Source organism: Streptomyces sp. NPDC094448 (assembly GCF_044763775.1).
Classification (GTDB): domain Bacteria; phylum Actinomycetota; class Actinomycetes; order Streptomycetales; family Streptomycetaceae; genus Streptomyces.
In genome coordinates, this window is record NZ_JBIWGU010000020.1 from 14,795 (window position 1) to 32,743 (window position 17,949).

Sequence of the window (17,949 nt, forward strand, 5' to 3'; positions counted from 1 at the left end):
CTCGTTGAACCGTCAACTTACAGCACCTTCCGCCGCACCCGGCCGTTCAGGTGACGAGGCAGTCCTCGACGAAGGCGAGCTGGCGAAGGGAGTATGCGCGGCTTCGGGTGTGGAGTTCGACGCAGTGCCCCACTGCGTCGAACCGTTCGGCACTCAGCGACGGCGCCCTGGTGAACCGGCCGGTCGCGAGGGACAGCGCGGCCTCGTCGGACATCCAGATGTTGTCGTGCTCGGGAAAGGTCAGTGCGACCGGCACACCGATATCCGCCGCGACGGACGGAAACAGCTCGGACCAGCGCACCGCGTCCTTCAGTTCCGGCATCGGCATCGGCCGGATCAGTTCCGCGTCGAGAGCCCGCCGGGTGGACATGTATGTGCCCCGGGGGCCGAGCATCACCTCGGCGTGGGGTTCCGCGGGGACTTCGACAAAGGGGTCGTCGCCGACGAACGAACCCCACATCTCGCGCATCCCGGGCCGCCAGGTCTCACCGAGGCCGCTGACCTCCACTCCGCGCAGACCGGGCACGCCCCTCGCGGCCAGAGTGAGCGCGATCATGCCGCCGATGGAGTGCCCGACGAGAACGGTGCCGAGCTGTGGCCGGACATCGTCGACGATCTTCTTCAACGCGGATACGAGAACCGTGGCCTGGCCGTCGAAGGACTGGACCGCCGCCCCACTTCCGGTGGCGCTCCCGTATCCGGGCCGGTCCAGGGCCACGACACACAGGTCGAGGGCGGGCGCGAGGGAGAGCAGTGAGCCGGGGCCGATGTCGTAGTAGGCGGAATCGTAAGTCCCGCCGTGCAGCGCGACGACCAGGCCGCGCGGCCGTGACGTGCGTCCGGATATCCGGCCGGAGAGTCCCAGCCCGTCGGCTCTGACGAAGTAGGGCGAAATCATGATGCACCGCTCCTTGGGGGTGTGATGATCCTGCTCAGCGTGGGGCGGGGGCAGTGCCTTCGAATCGTTCGGCCGTCCAGTGCGCCATCTCGTCGCCGGCCAAGGTCGCGCCGGAGGGCATGCCGTCGTGCAGCGGGGCGCCGAAGTGTCGGCCGGGGATCCGCAGATGGGTGACATCCGGGTGCGGGAGCAGCTCGGCGAAGCGCTTCGCGTCGGCGGGGAAGCATGCTTGGTCGCCGGTGAGTTCGATGAGCAGGGAGGGGACGGTGACCCCCGGCGCGCAGGCGGCGAGGTCGGCGCGGGCGGTGTTGGCGGACCAGGTGGAGAGCCACGCCTCGGGGGTGGTGAGCCGGCCGAAGCCGGTGATCCCGTAGTTGGTCAGGTCGGGCCTGCGTCCGAAAAGCGAGCCGTAGGGCCGGTCGTTGGGATCGAGGCCGAGGTCGACCGCTCGGAGATCGGCGTCCGTGCGGTGGACGGTGATCACCCCGGTGGCCAGTGCCTCGCGCCGGTCGTGTGCGTGCTTCCCGGCGGCGTACCGCTTCCGCGCCCGGTTCGCGATCTCGACCCTTTCCCGGGCGACGGCGTCGATGCGTTCGATCCGTGCGCGCTGGGCCCTGCGGTACCGCTCCACGAACTCCGGCGAGTAGGACGACGGTCGGGGTGGCACCGCGAATCCGTTGTCGGGGTGGTAGGGATCCAGTTCGGGATCGGCCGAGAGCGGGTCGGTCTCGTCGATGACCGAGGGGTCGATAACGCGCTGGAGCAGGGCGCCCTGTCCCGGATGGGGGGCCATCATGATCAGCCCGTCCGCCATCGGGAGTTCGGTCTCGGGGAGCGGGACCAGCTTCCCTCCGGGGGTGCTGTCCAGCCGGGAGACGGGTGGCAGGGCCGCCTGCTGGAGGTAGAAGGCGGCGAGGGCAGCCCCGCCGGAGTGGCCGACGGCGACGACGTGCCCGAAGCCGTACCGGCGGAGGAAGACATGCCCGGCCGCCATGTCGAGCAGAGCCTGCTCGTGGAGGAGTGTCAGGTCGTTGCCCGTCGACCGGGCGCCCTGGGTCCAGACCGCGAAGCCGTGCCGGAGCAGCTCGGGGACGAGTACGTGGTGGGAGAAGTCCTGACGGGGGTGCATGAGGAACGCGACGGTGGCGGCGCCGGGCACCGTGCGGAGGAGGCCGTGGACGGTGGCCCCGTCGTGGGTGGTGAGCTGGTGCGCGCTGGTGCGGGTTTGTTCGGGGAGGCTCGCGGGAGCCTGATAGCGGCCGGCTCCGAGAGAAGTGGTGGTCATCGCGCCTCCACTCGCAGGGCGTCCTTGTCGTGCTGGGTGATGACCGAGTCCTCCAGACCGGCGACGGCGCTGTACCAGACCGCGTGGCGGCAGCCGGTGGCCCGGCGGTCGATCACGATCGGTCCGGCGGCGGTGATCCGGAAGTAGGGGCCGATGCTGTCGACGGTGTTGGCCGGGTCCTGCCGGGCGACCGTGACGACACCGTCGTTCTCGGGGACTTCGAGTATGTAGAAGCGGGCCATGGTCACACCCGCTCCCCGTGGATCAGGTGCCGGTCCGGGCGGCCCGCTTCCCAGGCGGCGGCCCGTTCGGCGATCAGCTCGGCCTTGCGGGTCAGCAGCTGGTCCATCGACGGCGACTCCCCCGCGGTGACATCGCAGAGCGCCTGGATGGTCAGTTCGGCGTCGAGGTCCTCCTGCGGGGTGACCGGCCGCAACTGGCGGGTGATCTCCAGCATGTAGCCGTTCGGATCGTGGGTGTAGATCGACTCGATGGTCTCGTGCATCACCTGCATCTCCACCGGCCAGTCCGAGTCGTCCAGGCGGCGCCGGTACTCCAGCAGGTCCTCCTCGTCGGCCACGTTGAGGGCGATATGACGGGAGTTGCGGAAGAACTCCGGGGTGTCGTGCGGCAGCCGGGCCCAGGCGTCCCCGGGCGCGGTCGGGTCTCCGGCGGGCTGCCATCCGAAGTAGTAGAAGAACGCCAGCCGGTCGCCGTTGCCGATGTCGAAGAAGAAGTGGATGAAGTCCGGGTGCCGCTCCGGGCCCCAGCCGGCGGCACAGATGGAATGCACGACGGGGAACTTGAGGACGTCGCGGTAGAAGCGGACCGTGGCGCCCGGGTCGAAGGTGGGGAAGGCCGCGTGGTCGACTCCGCGGATCCGGTGTACGGGCCTGGGGGCGGCGGCCCGGCTGCTGTCCGACATGGGTGGTTCCTCTCGGGGGACGGGATGTTCAGGTCCGGGACACCGCTGCCGGGTCGTCCGGGACGGCCGCGTCGGCCATCAGCAGGGAGCCCGCTCCCGGCACCCGTACCGGGAGGCCGAGACCGCGCAGGATCGCGTGGGCGCCGGCGGTGGCCGCGGAGAGCACGGGCAGTCCGAGTTCGTCCTCGGCGGGCTGGATCAGGTCCAGGGACGGCATCTGCACACAGCAGGAGAGCACCAGGGCGTCGACCCCGGTGAGGTCGAGGTCGCGGGCGGCGTCCATGATCCGCTCCCCCGGGATGCAGCCGACCACGGCGTTGTCCGCCACTTCCAGGGCGCGCCAGTCGGCGACCTCGAAGCCCTCAGCCTCCAGATACTCCACGACCTGGTGGGCGAGCGGCTTCAGGTACGGCATGACGAGGGCGATCCGGCGGGCACCCAGCTCGTTCAGACCGCTGATCAGGGCGCCTGCGCTGGAGAGGACCCTGGTGTCCGAGCCGCCGGAGCCCAGCTGTTCGGCGATGCGGAACTCGGCTTCACGGTGATGGCCGGGGCCCATCGCCATGATGGCGACCAGGCAGGCGTAGAGCGCGACGTCGACGCCCGCGTCGCCGATCTCCAGGACACAGCGCTCGCGCTGCCCGTTCATGGCGCGCAGCTCCTCGGGGGTGACCGAGTGCATCCGCATACGGGAGCCGTGGAACGAGAAGTCCGCTCCGGTCTGCCGCAGGATCCGCGGGATCTCGGTCTCGACGGTCACATTGGTGCTCGGCACGATCAGGCCGATGCGATGGAGGGAGGTCATGGCTCTCCTTGTGTCTCAAATCGAGTCTAGACATGAATGTCGAATTTTCAACACTCACGTCAGAGATGGGTGTGCCGAATCGCTGAACGACCTGGCGAGGATGGTGCGACCGCCGCGCGGGAGTCGGCGCGCAGGCCGGATCAGCCGGGGAGGGTGCCCGCGTCCGCCGGCACGGAACCGGAGGTCACGGCGGAGGGAAGTGCCCCGTGGCAGGGCTCACGGAGCGCCCCGGAGCAGACGCGACCCGGGGCGGGCCGATGAGATCAGCGCTGCGGGTCGAGGCGGTCGAGGAGGACCCGGATCCGGTCCACGGTGCGGGCGGTCTCGGCGTGCGCCGCCGAGGAACGCTCCGCCGCGACCATGGCGATGGCCAGATCGGTGATGGTGTCGACCACCGCGTCCACGTCGGAGCCCCGGGAGAACCACCAGGCCACCCAGTTGCACATACCGAGCAGCGACAGGGCCGTCGTACGGGCGTCGGTGGCGCGGAACTCCCCGGTCTCGGTGCCCGCCTCGACGACGGTCACGATCTCCCGGAGCACCTTCCGTTTGGCCTCGCGGTGCTCGGTGCCCGCCGGCTCCGGCAGTACGGTCTCGGAACGGTCGAGGATACGGAACTGATCAGGGTGCTCGGCACGCTGGCGCACCAGCAGCGACACCACCGTCGTCAGCTTCTCGGTCGGCGAGAGGTCGGCTCGTCCGGACAGCTGCTCCAGGACCTCGGCAAGCCCCCGGCTCACCTGCTCGACGAGCATGCCGAGCAGCTCTTCCTTGCTCCGTACGTAGTTGTAGAGCCCCGGCCGGGAGATGCCGAGCGCGGTGGCGATATCGAGCAGCGAGGTCGACTCGTAGCCCTTCTCCGCGAAGAGCTCGGTCGCCTTGTCCAGGAGTTCGGAGGTGACGAGCTGCCTGCTCAGGGCGGAGCGGTTCGTCCTGTTCGCCGCTGCCTTCGCCATGCCGGGAGTATAGCCAGGACGCGTGGCGATCACGGCGGCGCTGCTCATGGGTGCACCACGAAGTCGGCCCGGCCGGCGGCGACGGCGGTGGCGGCCGGGGACCGCTCGCCCTCGGGCAGCGCGACCCCGACCGGACGGCCGCCCTGCATCCGCAGCCGCTCCGCCATGTCGACCCGGGCGGCGACGGCGTCCCGGTCCGACGGGCCCGTGACCAGGATCGGCGTACCTCCCGTACCGTTCAGCCGGGTCAGGGCCGCGTCGGCGGCGGTGTCCCAGACCTCGGGGTCGGTCCAGCTCAGCTCCTGCACGGTGGCGGCGGCATCGAGTTCCTGACGGGACACCATCCGGCCCGGCAGTGTGAGCCCCGGCTCCCGGACCGGTCGGGACAGTACCCAGGCGTCGAACTCCTCCGGCCGCTCCGGTACCGGGCCGCCGAGCCGGGCGAGCGCGCGCCGGACGCTCTCGGGCTGCTCGGTGGCGAAGTCCGCGAGGGTGAGGTTGCCCGAGCGCGTCATATAGGACACTGCGAGCTGTTCCGCGGGCCACGGCGCCCGCAGGCGGTAGCTGTCCCACCAGGCCTGGCTGCGGTGGGCGAGCTTCTTGAACCGCTCCACCGGGGGCCGCCGGGTCCGTTCGTACGCGGCAAACGCGGCCGGGACGGACGACTCACCGGTCAGCGCGTCGGCCAGGGCGATGGCGTCCTCCAGCGCGAGCTTGGTGCCGGAGCCCAGGGTGTAGTGGGCGGTGTGTGCCGCGTCGCCGAGCAGGACGATGTTGCCGGTCGACCAGCGGTCGAGGGTCAGATCGGTGAACCTGCTCCAGCGGGTGCGGTTGGTCAGCAGCGGCCCGCCGTGCAGTTCGGCCGCGAAGGCCCGCTCCAGCAGCGCCACGCTCGCGTGGTCGGTCTCCCCCGGTGGAACGCGTGCGTCGAGTTCGCCGAGCCCCGAGGACCGCCAGGTCGTGTCGTCGACCTCGATGAGGAAGGTGCTGCGGTCCGTCGCATACGGGTAGGCGTGGGCGACAAACAGACTGTCGCCCCGTGCGGCCGCGGAGAAGAACGCGGAGTCCACCGCGAATGCGGCCCCGCACCAGACGAAGCGGGAGCGTCCGGGCTTCGCCCGGACACCGAACTCGGCGGCGTACTTCTCCCGGGTGGCGCTGCGGACTCCGTCGGCGGCGATGACGGCCTCGGCGTCCACCGACGCCGCGTCGGCCGGTACTCCGGTCCGTATCCGGACCCCGACCGCGGCGGCGGCCTCGCCGAGGATGTCGAGCAGTTTCGCCCGGCCGATCGCGAGATTGCGGGCGCCGTGGAGAGTGACGGTGTCCGCGCGGCCCCGCAGCTCCAGGCTGTGCCCGGCGTACGAGGCATGCCGGAGCAGCTCCGCGGTCTCGGGGTCGGCGGCTTCCAGATTGCGCATCGTGGATTCGGTGAGCCCGACGCCGAACCCGAAGGTCTGTGCCGAACCCTCCGTCCGCTCGTGCACCACCACGTCGATACGCGGGTCCTTCAGCCGGAGCAGCCGCGCGGCGTACAGCCCGGCCGGGCCGCCACCGATGATCTCCACACGCCGGGTCATCGGCTCTCCCCCGTCTCCTCGGTCAGCTTCCGCTCGATATCGCCGCGCAGGGTCTTCTTCGACACCTTGCCCACATTGGTCAGCGGCAGTGTGTCCACGATCTCCACCCGCTCGGGCAGCTTGTATCTGGCCACTCCCAGTCCCAGCAGATGCTCGCCGAGGGTGGTCACGGTCAGCGGCTCCGTCCCGGGTTCGGGGACGAGATAGGCACAGCCCTTCTCACCCAGAACGGGGTCCGGCATGGCGACCAGGGCGGCAAAGCTCACCGAGGGGTGCTGGACGATCAGCTCTTCGATCTCCTCCGCGTGGATCTTCTCCACCCCGCGGTTGATCACGTCTTTGATCCGGCCCTCGATGGAGTAGTACACCCCGTCCGCGGTGATATGGCGGCGGGCCAGATCACCGCTGCGGTAGAAGCCGTCCGTGGTGAAGGAGTTCCGGTTGTGCTCCGGCGCCCGGTAGTAGCCGCGGATCGTGTACGGCCCGCGTGCCGCGAACTCGCCGATCTCGCCGTCCTCGGCCTCGTCCTCGCCACCGGGCTGGAGGATCCGGACCTCGTCGCCCGGGGCGATCGGTGTTCCCACGGTGTGGTGGCGCACCTCCTCCGCGGCCTTCGACGGGGTCAGCATGAACATGCCCTCGGCCATGCCGAACATCTGGCGGACCCGGATCCCCAGCTCGTCCCGCAGCCGCTCGGCGATCCCGGCCGGGAGCTTCTGCCCGCCCACTACGAAGTCGCGTACACAGCTCAGATCGGCACGACGGGCCTCGGGCGACTCCAGCAGCCGGATGGCCAGAGCGGGCGGCACCAGGGGCAGGATGTCGGGCCGGTGCTCCTCGACGAGGTCCAGCAGGCCGGTGATCTCGGCGGAGGGAGCCAGGACCAGGCAGGAACCGGCGAGCACGGCGGGCTGGACGGCCAGCGAGAGACCGGCGTTGTGCATGACGGGCAGCGGGTAGAGCAGCCGGGAGTCCGGGCCGTATCCCATCGCCTCGGCCCATGCGCGGGAGTTGTAGGCGTACTCCTCGTGAAGCCGGGGCGCGATCTTCGGCAGACCGGTGGTGCCCCCGGAGAGCTGGAAGACGGCGATGCCGTCGGGGAGCACCGTGGTGCACGGCAGCGGATCGCCGCCGCCCCGCCGGCCGGCCGCGACGATCCCGTCGTAGGAGTGCCCGTCGGAGGGAGCGTCCCCCCGGGCGACGACGACCGTTTCGACACTCCCCCGTGCCCGCAGCTGTCGTGCCTGGTCGAGCAGACGCCCGTCACGGAAGTCGGCCTGGCTGATCAGAAACCGGGCACCGGTGTGCTCGGCAAGGAGCCCCACCTCCCGCACACCGTGCTGCGGCAGCGTGCACACGGGCCGGGCACCGGCCAGCAGACACCCCAGATAGGCGACCACGGTCTCGGCCACGTTCCCCATCTGGAACATCACCGCGTCGCCGGGGCGGGCTCCGGCCTGTCCGGCGAAGCCCGCCGCGAAAGCGCGGGCCTCGCCGAACAGCCGCTCGTAGGTCCAGGTGCCCTCGGGGGTCACCAGAGCGGGGCGGCCCGCATGCTCGCGGGCCGCGCGCTCCAGCTCCGCGGGAAGCGTCTTCCCCCGCCACCAGCCGTGGGCGCGGTACCGCGCCCGGCTCTCGTCGTCGTAAGGCACCAGGTCCGGACCTTCGGCCCGGTTCTCTCTCACCATGGATGACATGCGATTCAGGCTAGCGACGCGAACGATGAAGGCGCAACACTTGTGTCAGACTTTCGACATTCATGTCAGACGCCGGACGGGGCGCTCCCCGACCGGACGGATCGCCTGCCCGGGGCGACCGGAGCGCACAGCAGCCCAGGGCTCTCACGGAGCGTCGATCACGACGTACAGACTCGTGATCCTGCCGTCGCCCACCAGGAGCACATCGCGTCCGGACGCCTTGGCCGGCCCGTCGGCAGGCCCCAGCGTCCAGCTGTAGGTGACGAGATCCTGCGCCTGCCGAATCGGTCCCGAACGGGTGATCACGGTGCCCGGGAGCTGCTCCTGGAGGCCGGAGATGGCAGCGTTCATCCCGTCGTACCCCCGGTGGGCGACGCCCGGCTCGCCGATGAACACCTCGGGCGAGTAGACCTTCGCGATCAAACTGTCGCGCTCGGCTCCGGCGGGCGCGTTCCAGGCGGCCAGATGCGCGGTGACGACACCTTCGACCGAGTCGTTCATGATGTTCCTCCATCAGTTCTCTGCGCTGGACACAGGGGGGTTGGCCGCCCGCCGGGGAAGCGGCACGGGAATCGGCGGACCGGCCGGGGCAGCCGGGCACCCCGCGAGTGGTAACGGGGACGCGAGAGGGGTCGATCCCGGCATATCGGTCACGGTCTGTGATCATGACATGGCGCCTCCCTTTCCCCGTCCCGTTCGCCATGGCCTGTCCGGGTGGATTCCCTCCGATACCGTCCAGTTGGCCAGGTCACCGCGGGCGGAGACCTGCATGGCGCCCAGGACGGCGGTATCGATGTGGCCGCCCCGGACCATGGCGAAGGAGAGGGCGGAGTCGAAGAAGGAGGCGCCGGGCAGGACGGTGACGGTCTCCTTGCCCGCGTTGATCAGGTCGGGGTCGACTTCGTCCTCGCAGGGATAGGGCCCGGTGCCCAGGATGCCGTTCTCGGAGTGGAGCACGACCTGCACACCGCCGGGGATGCGGCCGGGGATCAGAGTGGGCAGACCGATGCCGAGGTTGGCACAGCTGCCGTCGGCGAGTTCGGCGGCGGCGCGGGCGGCCATGCCGTCGCGGGTCCGGGGCATCAGACGCGTACCGTCCTCTTCTGGATGTGCTTGTCGGCGGCCTCTTCGGGGGTGAGCGCGACGATCCGCTGCACGAAGACACCCGGCAGATGGACCCGGTCCGGGAGCAGGTCACCCGGCTCCACCAGCTCCTCCACCTCGGCGACGGTGATACGGCCGGCCATGGCGGCGAGCGGGTTGAAGTTGCGGGCGGCCCCGGCGAAGACGAGATTGCCGTGCCGGTCGCCCTTCGCCGCGCGCACCAGGGCGAAATCGGTGGTGATGCCCCGCTCCAGGACATGGGCCACACCGTTGAACTCCCGTGTCTCCTTGGGCGGGGACTCGACGGCGGCCGTACCGTCCGGCGCGTACCGCCACGGCAGTCCGCCGTCGGCGACCTGGGTGCCGACGCCCGACGGGGTGTAGAAGGCGGGGATTCCGCTGCCGCCCGCCCGGAGTCGTTCGGCGAGAGTGCCCTGGGGGACGAGTTCGACCTCCAGCTCACCGGACAGGTACTGACGGGCGAACTCCTTGTTCTCGCCGACACAGCTGCCGGTGACCCGGGTGATGCGGCGGTCCGCGAGCAGGATGCCCGGGCCCGCTCCGTCCACTCCGCAGTTGTTGGACACCACGGTCAGTGCGGTCGCGCCCTGCCCGTGCAGGGCCCGGATCAGGACGCCCGGTATGCCGCTGAGGCCGAACCCGCCGACGGCGAGGGACGCCCCGTCGCCGATGTCGTGGAGTGCTGCGGCGGCGCTCGGGTAGACCTTGTCCATGGTCAGGTCCCCTCTCCCGGGCTGGTGATGCGGCCGGTCACCTCGCCCAGCCCGATGCGGATCCCGCCCGGTCCGGGAGCGGTGGCGGAGATCGTGATCTCGTCGCCGTCCTCCAGGAAGGTGCGGATGCTGCCGTCCGGGAGGCGAAGGGGCTGCTCGCCGTTCCGGGTCAGCTCGATGAGCGAGCCGTATCCGGTCTCGTCCGGGCCGCTCACGGTCCCGGACCCGTAGAGATCCCCCGTCCGGGTGGACGCGCCGTTGACCGTCATATGGGCCAGCATCTGGGCCGGCGTCCAGTACATGGCGGCATACGGCGGCCGGGAGACGAGGTGGCCGTTGAGCCGGACCTCCAGCCCGAGGTCGAGGCCCTGCGGCCCGGCGTCCGCGAGATAGGCGAGCGGTTCCGGGGAGCGCTCCGGGGGCCCGGTCCAGGCATACGCGAGCGCCTCCAGCGGAACGACCCACGGGGAGACGGAGGTGGCGGACGACTTGCCGAGAAAGGGCCCGAGCGGGACGTACTCCCAGCTCTGGAGGTCCCGGGCCGACCAGTCGTTGAGCAGGCAGAGACCGAAGACATGGTCCGTGAAGGCTCCGACCGGGACGGGCTGCCCGAGCGGCGAACCCGTCCCCACGACGAATCCGACCTCCGCCTCGATATCGAGCCGCTGGGACGGGCCGAACACCGGGGCCGCCGCTCCCGGGGGCCTGTACTGACCCCGCGGGCGCGCCACCGGCGTACCGGAGACCACCACGGTTCCCGACCGGCCGTGATAGCCGATCGGCAGGTGCTTCCAGTTCGGTGTGAGCGGCTCGGAGCCGGGCCGGAACATCCGGCCGAGGTTGGCCGCGTGGTGCTCACTGGCGTAGAAGTCCACGTAGTCGCCCACGTCGAACGGCAGATGCAGCCGGACCGTGCGAAGCGGGTGGAGCAGGGGCACGACGCGCCCCCGCTGCCGCGGTTCGGTGAGCAGCCGCCGGATGTCGTCGCGTACGCGGCGCCGGCGGTCGCGGCCCCGGGCCATGAAGGCATTGAGGGTCGGTCCCCGGAAGTCCTGGTCGTCCAAGGCGGGCGCCAGGTCCAGGACGTGGTCGCCGACGCGAACACCCACCCGGGGCGTCTCGCCCGGGCGTGAGAACACCCCGTAGGGAAGGTTGTCGACTCCGTACAAGGAGTCCTGGGGAAGGTCGAGCGCGGTCATGTGTCGGTTCTCTCCGGTGCGGTGGTGATGGGGCGGAAGCCCGGATCGGCCGGGTCCGCCGTCACGAGGCGGGCTCCGCCGCCCAACTCCAGGCGTAGCCGGGGTCCTCGACGGCCGCGGCGTCCTCCCCGAGGTGCAGCGGGGGCGGAAGGTGTCGACCATGACGGCGAGTTCGTCGAAGTACTCCTGCCCGAGGCTGCGCTCCTGCGCGCCGGGCTGGGGGCCATGCGCGTGGCCGCCGGGATGCAGGGAGACCGACCCCTGGCCGATGCCGGAGCCCTTGCGGGCCTCGTAGTCCCCGCCGCAGGAGAACACCACCTCGTCGGAGTCGACGTTGGAGACTCGATGTACACGCATTCGTCACCGATCGCGTTGCGGTAGAGCGGTGAGGCCCGCCACGGCGTAGGAGATCCGTACCTGGTCGTTCCCGAGGATCGGACGGCGGCCGGTGACCCGGTCGGTTCAGGCGCGCTGCGGGCCGGCGTGAATCGGCCGGGCGGGGACTGAGGCGAGGAAGGACTCGATGAGGTGGACCAGTGCGAGCGGTGTCTCGTCCATCGCGTAGTGACCCGCGTCCTCCAGCACCGTGAGCCGGCTGTCGGCGAACCAGGACAGGACGGTGGCCCGCATGACCTCGGCGGACAGTTCCGGGTCGTGGCGCCCGGCGATGAAGAGAGCGGGTACGGGGCTCCCGGTCAACCGCTTGTGGAAGTCCTCGCCGGCCCAGTCGGGCAGATAGGCGCCCATCGCCTCCCGGGTGGAGCGGGCGAAGGAGTCTTCGACCATCGCGTCCAGCCATCGTCCGGGCAGCCGCTCGCCGGTGGTGCGGTCGATGATGGCCCGCCGGAGCGCGGGGTCGTCCTGCGCGCGGGTGAACAGCTCCCGGGCGGTTTCGTCCAGTCCGGCGCCGGAAGCGGGGACGGGCGAGATTCCCACGAGACCGAGGAGGCGGCCGGGGACATCTGCGGCGAGCCGCTGGGCCACCTTGCCGCCCATGGAGTGGCCGACCACGGAGAAGGTCTCCCAGCCGAGGTGGCCGGCGAGGGCCAGGGCGTCGGTCGCGATCTCCTCGACGGTGAACCTTCCCGGGATCGACCGTGCGGCTCCGTAGCCGCGCTGGTCGAGAAGTGCGTAGGTGAAGGCGGACGCGTCGGCCCAGCGCATGAGCGGTGTGTAGGAGGTCCGGTCGCCGAACCATCCGTGGAGCGCGATCACCGGATGGGGGCCGTGGCCGTGGATCTCATGGGGCGGGACAGCAGGCATGTCACTCCTCCGGACGGGAAGGGCCGGTCGGGAAGGACCGGTTGGGAAGGACCGGTTGGGAAGGACCGGTTGGGAAGGGCCGGTTGGGAAGGGCCGGTCAGGTGCGGTGCAGCAGTACGGCCTTGACCGTGCCGCCGGCGCGGACATCGGCGACGGCGGTGTTGATCTCTTCGAGCCGGTAGGTGCGGATCATCTCGTCGAGGGGGAAGCGGCCCTGCCGGTACAGGTCGAGCACGCGCGGGATCAGTACCCGCGGTGCCTGATGGCCCATGACGGAGCCGGTGATGGTGCGTCCCTTGAGGAGCTCGAAGGCGTTCGCGCGCAGGTCGGCGTCGAGTGCGGCCACACCGAGCACGGCGACGGCTCCCAGCGGAGCGAGGACGCCGAACGCCTGGTTCATGACCGCGGTGACGCCGGTGGACTCGACGGCGAAGTCCACGCCGCGCCCGGCGGTGAGGTCACGCACGGCCTCCGCGGTGTCCTCGGTGGCCGGGTCGACCGTCTCGGTCGCGCCGAGGCGCACGGCCAGTTCCCGCCGTCCGGGGTGCGGATCGACGGCGATGATCCTGGCCGCGCCCGCCACCCGGGCCGCCATGACCCCACTCAGGCCGACCGTTCCGGCACCGAGCACCGCGACGGTGCTGCCGGGAGTGACCCGCAGCGCGTTCCACACCGCGCCCGCTCCGGTGACGACCCCGCAGCCGAGCGGGGCCAGGATCTCGGGGGCCACATCGCTCCCGACCACCACCAGACCGCGGGGGTGGGCGAGGCCGTACCCCGCGAACGAGGACTGGCCGAAGAAGTGGTCGTGCACCGGTTCACCGCGCTGGTCCCGCAGCCCGGCCGACCCGTCGGCGCGGGCCGCCGCAAAATTGAGAGCGCCGTGCTCGGGGCAGTAGGCGGGTTGACCGTCGTGGCAGTTGGCGCAGCGTCCGCAGGAGTCCAGGCTCAGTACCACCTGCTCGCCCGGGCGCACCCCGGTGACGGAGGCGCCGACCGCTTCCACCACCCCGGTGCCCTCGTGTCCCAGGACGACGGGCCTGGGGGTGGGCAGTGCCCCGGAGGCCGCGGCGAGATCCGTGTGGCAGAGGCCGGCGGCGGTGTAGCGGACGAGCACCTCGTCCGGGCGCGGGTCCTCCAGCTCCAATTCCTCGACATGGAAGCCTTCATGGCCCTCGCGGGCCACGGCGGCGGTGACGGTGGTGGTCATCGGGTGAGCCTTTCGACGGGATGGACGTGTGTCCCGGCCGGCTGGAACGGGTCCGGCGTCGTGTGCCTGTCGCCGGCGACAACCGAGGCGATACAGGCAGCGGGCCGTTGCCGGTTCGGCGCGGACTCACCGGCCGGATCGTGGGCCTTCCCGGCAGAGCGGATGTCTCCGGCACCGGGGCGGCTTCGGTCCGCCGAGCCGTGACGACACCTCGGGCCGGGGGTCGCCCGCTCACCGCCGGTGGCCCGGCGTGCGGAAGGGAGCGGGCACGGGCCTACGTCTCCTGGAGCTGAGGGCGCTCCGCGTGGAAAGGATGCTAGGACATTTAATTGTCAACTGTCTATATAAAATTCCGGGCACTCCACCCCGGCGGCACCGCTCACCCGGGCAGGCGGCGCGAGGCGGCGCCGGACCCAGGTCCGGAGTCCGGAGTCCGGGGTCCGGGGTCCGGGGTCCGGGGTCCGGCCACCCTGAGGCGGCCGAACCCGACCGGCTCAGACGGCCGACACCTCGGGCGAGATACCGGTTCCCCCGTTCGCGGCGTCGCGGGCGGCGAGCAGCGAGGCATGCGTGGGCGCATCCGGGACGCTCACCGGGCGGTTCTTGGCGAACTCCTTCCGCAGCACCGGGATCACCTCCTCTCCGAGGATGTCGAGCTGTTCGAGGACGGCCTTCAGCGGCACGCCGACGCCGTCCACGTTGAAGAGCTGGCGCTGGTAGTCGCCGAAGGATTCGCGGAAAGTCAGGGTTTTCTCGATGACCTCCTGCGGGCTGCCGACGGTCAGCGGCGTCTGCTCCATGTACTCCTCCAGCGACGGCCCGCCGCCCATCTGGGGCGAGTGGTCGAAGAACGGACGGAACTCGCGCACCGCGTCCTGCGAGCGGGCCCGCATGAAGACATGACCGCCGACTCCGACGATGGCCTGCTCCTGGGTGCCGTACCCGTAGTGCGCGTACCGCTCCCGGTAGAGGTTGATCAGCCGCTGGAAGTGCTTCTTCGGCCAGAAGATGTTGTTGGCGAAGAAGCCGTCACCGTAGTACGCGGCCTGCTCGGCGATCTCCGGGGAGCGGATGGAGCCGTGCCAGACGAACGGCGGTACGCCGTCGAGCGGGCGCGGGGTCGAGGTGAACGACTGGAGCGGCGTACGGAACTTGCCCTCCCAGTCCACCACGTCCTCCCTCCACAGCTTGCGCAGCAGCCCGTAGTTCTCGATGGCGAGCGGGATGCCCTGGCGGACGTCCTTGCCGAACCAGGGGTAGACGGGGCCGGTGTTGCCGCGGCCCATCATCAGGTCCACCCGGCCGTCGGCCAGGTGCTGGAGCATGGCGTAGTCCTCGGCGATCTTCACCGGGTCGTTGGTGGTGATCAGCGTCGTGGCCGTGGACAGGATGATGCGGTCGGTGCGCGCCGCGATCCAGCCGAGCATCGTGGTCGGCGACGACGGCACGAACGGCCGGTTGTGGTGCTCGCCCGTCGCGAACACGTCCAGGCCGACCTCCTCGGCCTTCTGCGCGATAGTCACCATCGCCTTGATCCGCTCGTGCTCGGACGGCGTCCGGCCCGTCGTCGGGTCGGTCGTGACATCGCCGACGGTGAAGATCCCGAACTGCATGGCCATCATCTCCAATGGTTGATGCGTCAACTATACCTCTCAACGGAAGACCTCCGTCCGCCATTCCCGGGGTCGCCGACCATCCGCACGAGCCCTCCGAGCGACACCCGGCCGAGCGCACGAGACCCCTCTCCAAGCCTTTGGTTGATGTATCAACATTAGAGGTCTAGAGTTCCGCCGGAAGAATCGACCACTGGCACACCCCACCCGCGGGGAGGTGAGCCGAACCGGAAGGAACTGCCCCCATGTACATCGCCGCCGCCATCCTCAGCGTGGCCCTGGCCCTGGTATCGCTTGCCGCCGGCGCGCCCAAGGCGCTGCTCAAGGGAGATGTCGCCACCGGCCTGCAGACGCACATGGGACTGAGTGCCGGACTGGTCCGCTTCGTCGGCCTGGCCGAGGTCGCCGCTACGATCGGCCTCGTCGTGGGGCTCTTCTGGCGGCCCCTTGGAATCGCCGCCGCCATCGGCTTCGCCCTCATGATGATTGGGGCGGCCTGGTTCCACCAGAAAGCGGGCGACTACGCCAACCCGGAGACCCGTGGCAATGCCATGGCCCCCTTCGCCCTGCTGGCCCTCGCCGTCGCCACGGCCATCACCCTGACTCTCGCGTCCTGAGGTCCCGGACAGACCCCGACGGTGCGGACGTACTCCCCGGACCTGTCCGGCACATGTCCGCGTCCGCCCGAAGGGCGGGATGCGGGGCGTCCGGTACTCCCCCCGTGCTCTGTGGCGCGGGGGGAGTACGTGCGTGCCGGACGTCGCGCACCGGGCGGGATGTGCCGGACAGGCCCGGGGCCGTTTCCTCCGGACCCTGCCGGGCTCGCGCGCCGGGCACTGCGCGCCCTGGACCCGGCGGCCGGGGTGGGGGTGTGCCCCCGGGCGAGGCCTGGGGGCACACCTACTGGCCGCCCGAGGACGGCTCCCGCTCCAGCTCTTCGAGGATGCGGTCGGAGATCTGGCCCAGCATGGCCAGCTCGGCCGGTGTGAGCGGGGCGACGACCAGCCGCCGCACCGCCGCGACATGCCGGGGGGCCGCCGCCTCGATGGCCTCACGGCCCTCGGGGGTGATCGCGACGAAGGCGACCCGCTTGTCGCCCGCACACTCCTCGCGGGCGACGAGTCCCCGTTTCTCCATCCGGGCGATGTGATGGGACATCCTGCTCTTCTCCCACTCCACCGTCCTGGCCAGCTCCAGCATCGGGAGCCGGCCCTCGGGCACATCGGTGAGGTTGACGAGCACCCCGTAGTCCGCCGCCGACAGTCCGGAATCGTTCTGGAGTTCGCGCGCCAGGCGAGTGAGCAGCTTGTCCTGCACACGGAGGAAGCTGCGCCACGCTTGCTGCTCGGCCGCACTGAGCCAGTGGGATGCCTCCGTCATGCCCCCAGTGTAACGAGTGGTTGACCCGTCACCCTGTGCCGGATCCCGGTCGCACCCCCGGGTGCGGCCGGGCACAGCGCGACCGCCCGGCGTCCACGCCCGGTCCACGGCGGGGGCGGCCCGACGGCTTCTCACCGTGGGAACTGTCCGGTGCCGGACCCCTTCAGCGGGTCCGCGCGGTCACCGGCAGAACCGAGCCCCTGCCCGGAACGGTGCTGGACCGCTCCGGGCAGGGGCTCGATGGGTGCCGGCTCTGTCAGACGTCTTCCGGGAGGAGGCCGAAGGACTGGTAGAGACGGACGTAGTCGACCGTGTCCCAGTGTTCGGCGGCGACACCGTCCTCGATCCGGAGGAAGTCGGCGGAGGCGAAGTCCACCGGCGTGCCGGCGGCGGCGATGGTGCCGTCCCAGAGGCTGATGGAGGCGACGCGGTCGTTCTCGGCGACGACGTGGGTCTGCACCGCCAGTCCGTCCGGCATCGCGCCGCGCCCGATCGCCCAGGCGTTGCCGAAGTAGGAGCGCCCGTCAGGCGTCCAGCCGGTGTTCTGGATGTACTCCTCGGCCAGCGCGTCCACATCCTCCGCGACGCCGGTGGTGATGGCGCCGTCGTACAGGCGCCGGCCCACGGCGCGGGATTCGTCGCCGGTGACGGTCCGGCCGGTGCGGGGTGCGTCGAACGCGGTGCCCGGCTTCTCCACGAAGATGCCGTCCGGGGACTGCGGAACCCCGAGAAGCTGCTGGAACTGGGCCGCGACACCGGGAACCCCGCCGATCCCGGCGAGAATCCGGTAGGTGTCCATGACCTGCCAGTGCTCCACAAGGCGGTCGTCACGGAACCGGAAGACGTGCGAGACGGAGGTCTGTATGGCCTTCCCGGTGGCGGGCACCCCCGCGTAGTCGCCGGTGTGGGTGCCGGTCACGATCGTCCGCAGGGCGATCAGATCGTTCTCCACGAGCACCCCAACGTTCTCGTGGACCTCGAACCGCAGCCCGGAGAACGACGCGTGCAGCCCCGCGTAGTACTTCTTCATCGCGGTCCGGCTGCGCACACCACCGATGTCGTACGAGAGGAAGGTGCGCGACAGCAGGGTGTCGAACGCCGTGTGGTCCTGAGCGTTGACCGCGGTGACAAAGGAGCGGGCCAGTTCGTCGGCGCGCTGGGCGGTCGGGGTCGCGTGGAAGCCGTCGAGGCTGGTGCGGGGGGTGGTGGTGCTCATGGTCTGGTCTTTCTGGGTGCGGTGGGTGATGCGGTGGAGTGCTTCGCGGATCATGGTGTGCTCGTTCGTTTGTGCAGAGAGGGC

At 70.7% G+C, this 17,949-nt stretch carries 17 protein-coding genes and 2 pseudogenes; 1 reads left to right on the top strand and 18 read right to left on the bottom strand.

The window, feature by feature from the left end:
* Nucleotides 1–46: 46 nt before the first annotated feature.
* The 16 genes and pseudogenes from ACIQ9E_RS29300 to ACIQ9E_RS29375 form a co-directional block, all read right to left on the bottom strand.
* Nucleotides 47–898 carry an alpha/beta hydrolase gene (locus ACIQ9E_RS29300; protein WP_403712155.1) on the bottom strand — a complete coding sequence of 284 codons (852 nt, stop codon included), beginning with the start codon at nucleotides 896–898 and terminating at the stop codon, nucleotides 47–49.
* A 34-nt stretch (nucleotides 899–932) separates the two neighbouring features.
* The gene (locus ACIQ9E_RS29305) at nucleotides 933–2,183 is read right to left on the bottom strand and encodes a hypothetical protein (RefSeq protein ID WP_403712157.1); all 1,251 of its coding nucleotides are present in this window, start codon (nucleotides 2,181–2,183) and stop codon (nucleotides 933–935) included.
* Nucleotides 2,180–2,431 carry a hypothetical protein gene (locus tag ACIQ9E_RS29310; RefSeq protein WP_403712159.1) on the bottom strand — a complete coding sequence of 84 codons (252 nt, stop codon included), beginning with the start codon at nucleotides 2,429–2,431 and terminating at the stop codon, nucleotides 2,180–2,182. Before ACIQ9E_RS29310 ends, ACIQ9E_RS29305 begins: the two co-directional genes overlap by 4 nt.
* Entirely contained in the window at nucleotides 2,428–3,108 is a 681-nt protein-coding gene (locus ACIQ9E_RS29315; protein WP_366262773.1) for a VOC family protein, read from the bottom strand. The genes ACIQ9E_RS29310 and ACIQ9E_RS29315 overlap by 4 nt, the downstream gene beginning before the upstream one ends.
* A gap of 28 nt (nucleotides 3,109–3,136) precedes the next feature.
* Nucleotides 3,137–3,913 carry an Asp/Glu racemase gene (locus ACIQ9E_RS29320; protein ID WP_403712161.1) on the bottom strand — a complete coding sequence of 259 codons (777 nt, stop codon included), beginning with the start codon at nucleotides 3,911–3,913 and terminating at the stop codon, nucleotides 3,137–3,139.
* A 263-nt stretch (nucleotides 3,914–4,176) separates the two neighbouring features.
* The gene (locus tag ACIQ9E_RS29325; protein WP_403712163.1) at nucleotides 4,177–4,869 is read right to left on the bottom strand and encodes a TetR/AcrR family transcriptional regulator; all 693 of its coding nucleotides are present in this window, start codon (nucleotides 4,867–4,869) and stop codon (nucleotides 4,177–4,179) included.
* Nucleotides 4,870–4,913: 44 nt separating this feature from the next.
* On the bottom strand, nucleotides 4,914–6,449 hold the full coding sequence (locus ACIQ9E_RS29330) for an FAD-dependent monooxygenase (RefSeq protein WP_403712165.1): 1,536 nt from the start codon (nucleotides 6,447–6,449) through the stop codon (nucleotides 4,914–4,916).
* Nucleotides 6,446–8,146, bottom strand: a complete 1,701-nt coding sequence (locus ACIQ9E_RS29335; protein WP_403712167.1) for a (2,3-dihydroxybenzoyl)adenylate synthase — start codon at nucleotides 8,144–8,146, stop codon at nucleotides 6,446–6,448. The genes ACIQ9E_RS29330 and ACIQ9E_RS29335 overlap by 4 nt, the downstream gene beginning before the upstream one ends.
* Nucleotides 8,147–8,290: 144 nt before the next feature.
* Nucleotides 8,291–8,647, bottom strand: coding sequence for a hypothetical protein (locus tag ACIQ9E_RS29340; protein WP_403712169.1), 357 nt, complete (start codon nucleotides 8,645–8,647; stop codon nucleotides 8,291–8,293).
* Nucleotides 8,648–8,815: 168 nt separating this feature from the next.
* A pseudogene (locus ACIQ9E_RS29345) lies at nucleotides 8,816–9,229 on the bottom strand (CoA-transferase); the annotation flags it as partial.
* Nucleotides 9,229–9,984 (bottom strand): CoA transferase subunit A, encoded by a 756-nt coding sequence (locus ACIQ9E_RS29350; RefSeq protein ID WP_403712171.1) that lies wholly within the window; start codon nucleotides 9,982–9,984, stop codon nucleotides 9,229–9,231. The gene ACIQ9E_RS29350 and the pseudogene ACIQ9E_RS29345, both read right to left, overlap by 1 nt.
* 2 nt (nucleotides 9,985–9,986) lie before the next feature.
* The gene (fahA, locus tag ACIQ9E_RS29355; protein WP_403712173.1) at nucleotides 9,987–11,183 is read right to left on the bottom strand and encodes a fumarylacetoacetase; all 1,197 of its coding nucleotides are present in this window, start codon (nucleotides 11,181–11,183) and stop codon (nucleotides 9,987–9,989) included.
* 61 nt (nucleotides 11,184–11,244) lie between these two features.
* A pseudogene (locus ACIQ9E_RS29360) lies at nucleotides 11,245–11,522 on the bottom strand (homogentisate 1,2-dioxygenase); the annotation flags it as partial.
* A gap of 123 nt (nucleotides 11,523–11,645) precedes the next feature.
* Nucleotides 11,646–12,446 carry an alpha/beta fold hydrolase gene (locus ACIQ9E_RS29365; protein ID WP_403712175.1) on the bottom strand — a complete coding sequence of 267 codons (801 nt, stop codon included), beginning with the start codon at nucleotides 12,444–12,446 and terminating at the stop codon, nucleotides 11,646–11,648.
* A gap of 97 nt (nucleotides 12,447–12,543) precedes the next feature.
* Nucleotides 12,544–13,656, bottom strand: coding sequence for an NAD(P)-dependent alcohol dehydrogenase (locus ACIQ9E_RS29370; RefSeq protein WP_403712177.1), 1,113 nt, complete (start codon nucleotides 13,654–13,656; stop codon nucleotides 12,544–12,546).
* Nucleotides 13,657–14,150: 494 nt separating this feature from the next.
* Nucleotides 14,151–15,269, bottom strand: coding sequence for an LLM class flavin-dependent oxidoreductase (locus ACIQ9E_RS29375; protein ID WP_403712204.1), 1,119 nt, complete (start codon nucleotides 15,267–15,269; stop codon nucleotides 14,151–14,153).
* A 245-nt stretch (nucleotides 15,270–15,514) separates the two neighbouring features.
* On the opposite strand from ACIQ9E_RS29375, the gene ACIQ9E_RS29380 reads away from it, so the two are divergent.
* Entirely contained in the window at nucleotides 15,515–15,886 is a 372-nt protein-coding gene (locus ACIQ9E_RS29380; RefSeq protein WP_403712179.1) for a DoxX family protein, read from the top strand.
* A gap of 283 nt (nucleotides 15,887–16,169) precedes the next feature.
* On the opposite strand, the gene ACIQ9E_RS29385 is transcribed toward ACIQ9E_RS29380, so the two are convergent.
* Nucleotides 16,170–16,649 carry a MarR family winged helix-turn-helix transcriptional regulator gene (locus ACIQ9E_RS29385; protein WP_403712181.1) on the bottom strand — a complete coding sequence of 160 codons (480 nt, stop codon included), beginning with the start codon at nucleotides 16,647–16,649 and terminating at the stop codon, nucleotides 16,170–16,172.
* A gap of 256 nt (nucleotides 16,650–16,905) precedes the next feature.
* Nucleotides 16,906–17,919: an ester cyclase gene (locus tag ACIQ9E_RS29390; protein ID WP_403712183.1), complete on the bottom strand. Its 1,014-nt coding sequence runs from the start codon at nucleotides 17,917–17,919 to the stop codon at nucleotides 16,906–16,908.
* Between the last annotated feature and the right edge of the window lie 30 nt (nucleotides 17,920–17,949).

What these genes read in the sequence shown, in the direction of transcription:
- ACIQ9E_RS29390 (WP_403712183.1), bottom strand. Translation starts at nt 17,919, where the DNA reads ATGATCCGCGAAGCACTCCACCGCATCACCCACCGCACCCAGAAAGAC.
- ACIQ9E_RS29335 (WP_403712167.1), bottom strand. Translation starts at nt 8,146, where the DNA reads ATGTCATCCATGGTGAGAGAGAACCGGGCCGAAGGTCCGGACCTGGTG.
- ACIQ9E_RS29320 (WP_403712161.1), bottom strand. Translation starts at nt 3,913, where the DNA reads ATGACCTCCCTCCATCGCATCGGCCTGATCGTGCCGAGCACCAATGTG.
- fahA (WP_403712173.1), bottom strand. Translation starts at nt 11,183, where the DNA reads ATGACCGCGCTCGACCTTCCCCAGGACTCCTTGTACGGAGTCGACAAC.
- ACIQ9E_RS29365 (WP_403712175.1), bottom strand. Translation starts at nt 12,446, where the DNA reads ATGCCTGCTGTCCCGCCCCATGAGATCCACGGCCACGGCCCCCATCCG.
- ACIQ9E_RS29325 (WP_403712163.1), bottom strand. Translation starts at nt 4,869, where the DNA reads ATGGCGAAGGCAGCGGCGAACAGGACGAACCGCTCCGCCCTGAGCAGG.
- ACIQ9E_RS29375 (WP_403712204.1), bottom strand. Translation starts at nt 15,269, where the DNA reads ATGCAGTTCGGGATCTTCACCGTCGGCGATGTCACGACCGACCCGACG.
- ACIQ9E_RS29305 (WP_403712157.1), bottom strand. Translation starts at nt 2,183, where the DNA reads ATGACCACCACTTCTCTCGGAGCCGGCCGCTATCAGGCTCCCGCGAGC.
- ACIQ9E_RS29385 (WP_403712181.1), bottom strand. Translation starts at nt 16,649, where the DNA reads ATGACGGAGGCATCCCACTGGCTCAGTGCGGCCGAGCAGCAAGCGTGG.
- ACIQ9E_RS29330 (WP_403712165.1), bottom strand. Translation starts at nt 6,449, where the DNA reads ATGACCCGGCGTGTGGAGATCATCGGTGGCGGCCCGGCCGGGCTGTAC.
- ACIQ9E_RS29370 (WP_403712177.1), bottom strand. Translation starts at nt 13,656, where the DNA reads ATGACCACCACCGTCACCGCCGCCGTGGCCCGCGAGGGCCATGAAGGC.
- ACIQ9E_RS29380 (WP_403712179.1), top strand. Translation starts at nt 15,515, where the DNA reads ATGTACATCGCCGCCGCCATCCTCAGCGTGGCCCTGGCCCTGGTATCG.
- ACIQ9E_RS29340 (WP_403712169.1), bottom strand. Translation starts at nt 8,647, where the DNA reads ATGAACGACTCGGTCGAAGGTGTCGTCACCGCGCATCTGGCCGCCTGG.
- ACIQ9E_RS29350 (WP_403712171.1), bottom strand. Translation starts at nt 9,984, where the DNA reads ATGGACAAGGTCTACCCGAGCGCCGCCGCAGCACTCCACGACATCGGC.
- ACIQ9E_RS29315 (WP_366262773.1), bottom strand. Translation starts at nt 3,108, where the DNA reads ATGTCGGACAGCAGCCGGGCCGCCGCCCCCAGGCCCGTACACCGGATC.
- ACIQ9E_RS29300 (WP_403712155.1), bottom strand. Translation starts at nt 898, where the DNA reads ATGATTTCGCCCTACTTCGTCAGAGCCGACGGGCTGGGACTCTCCGGC.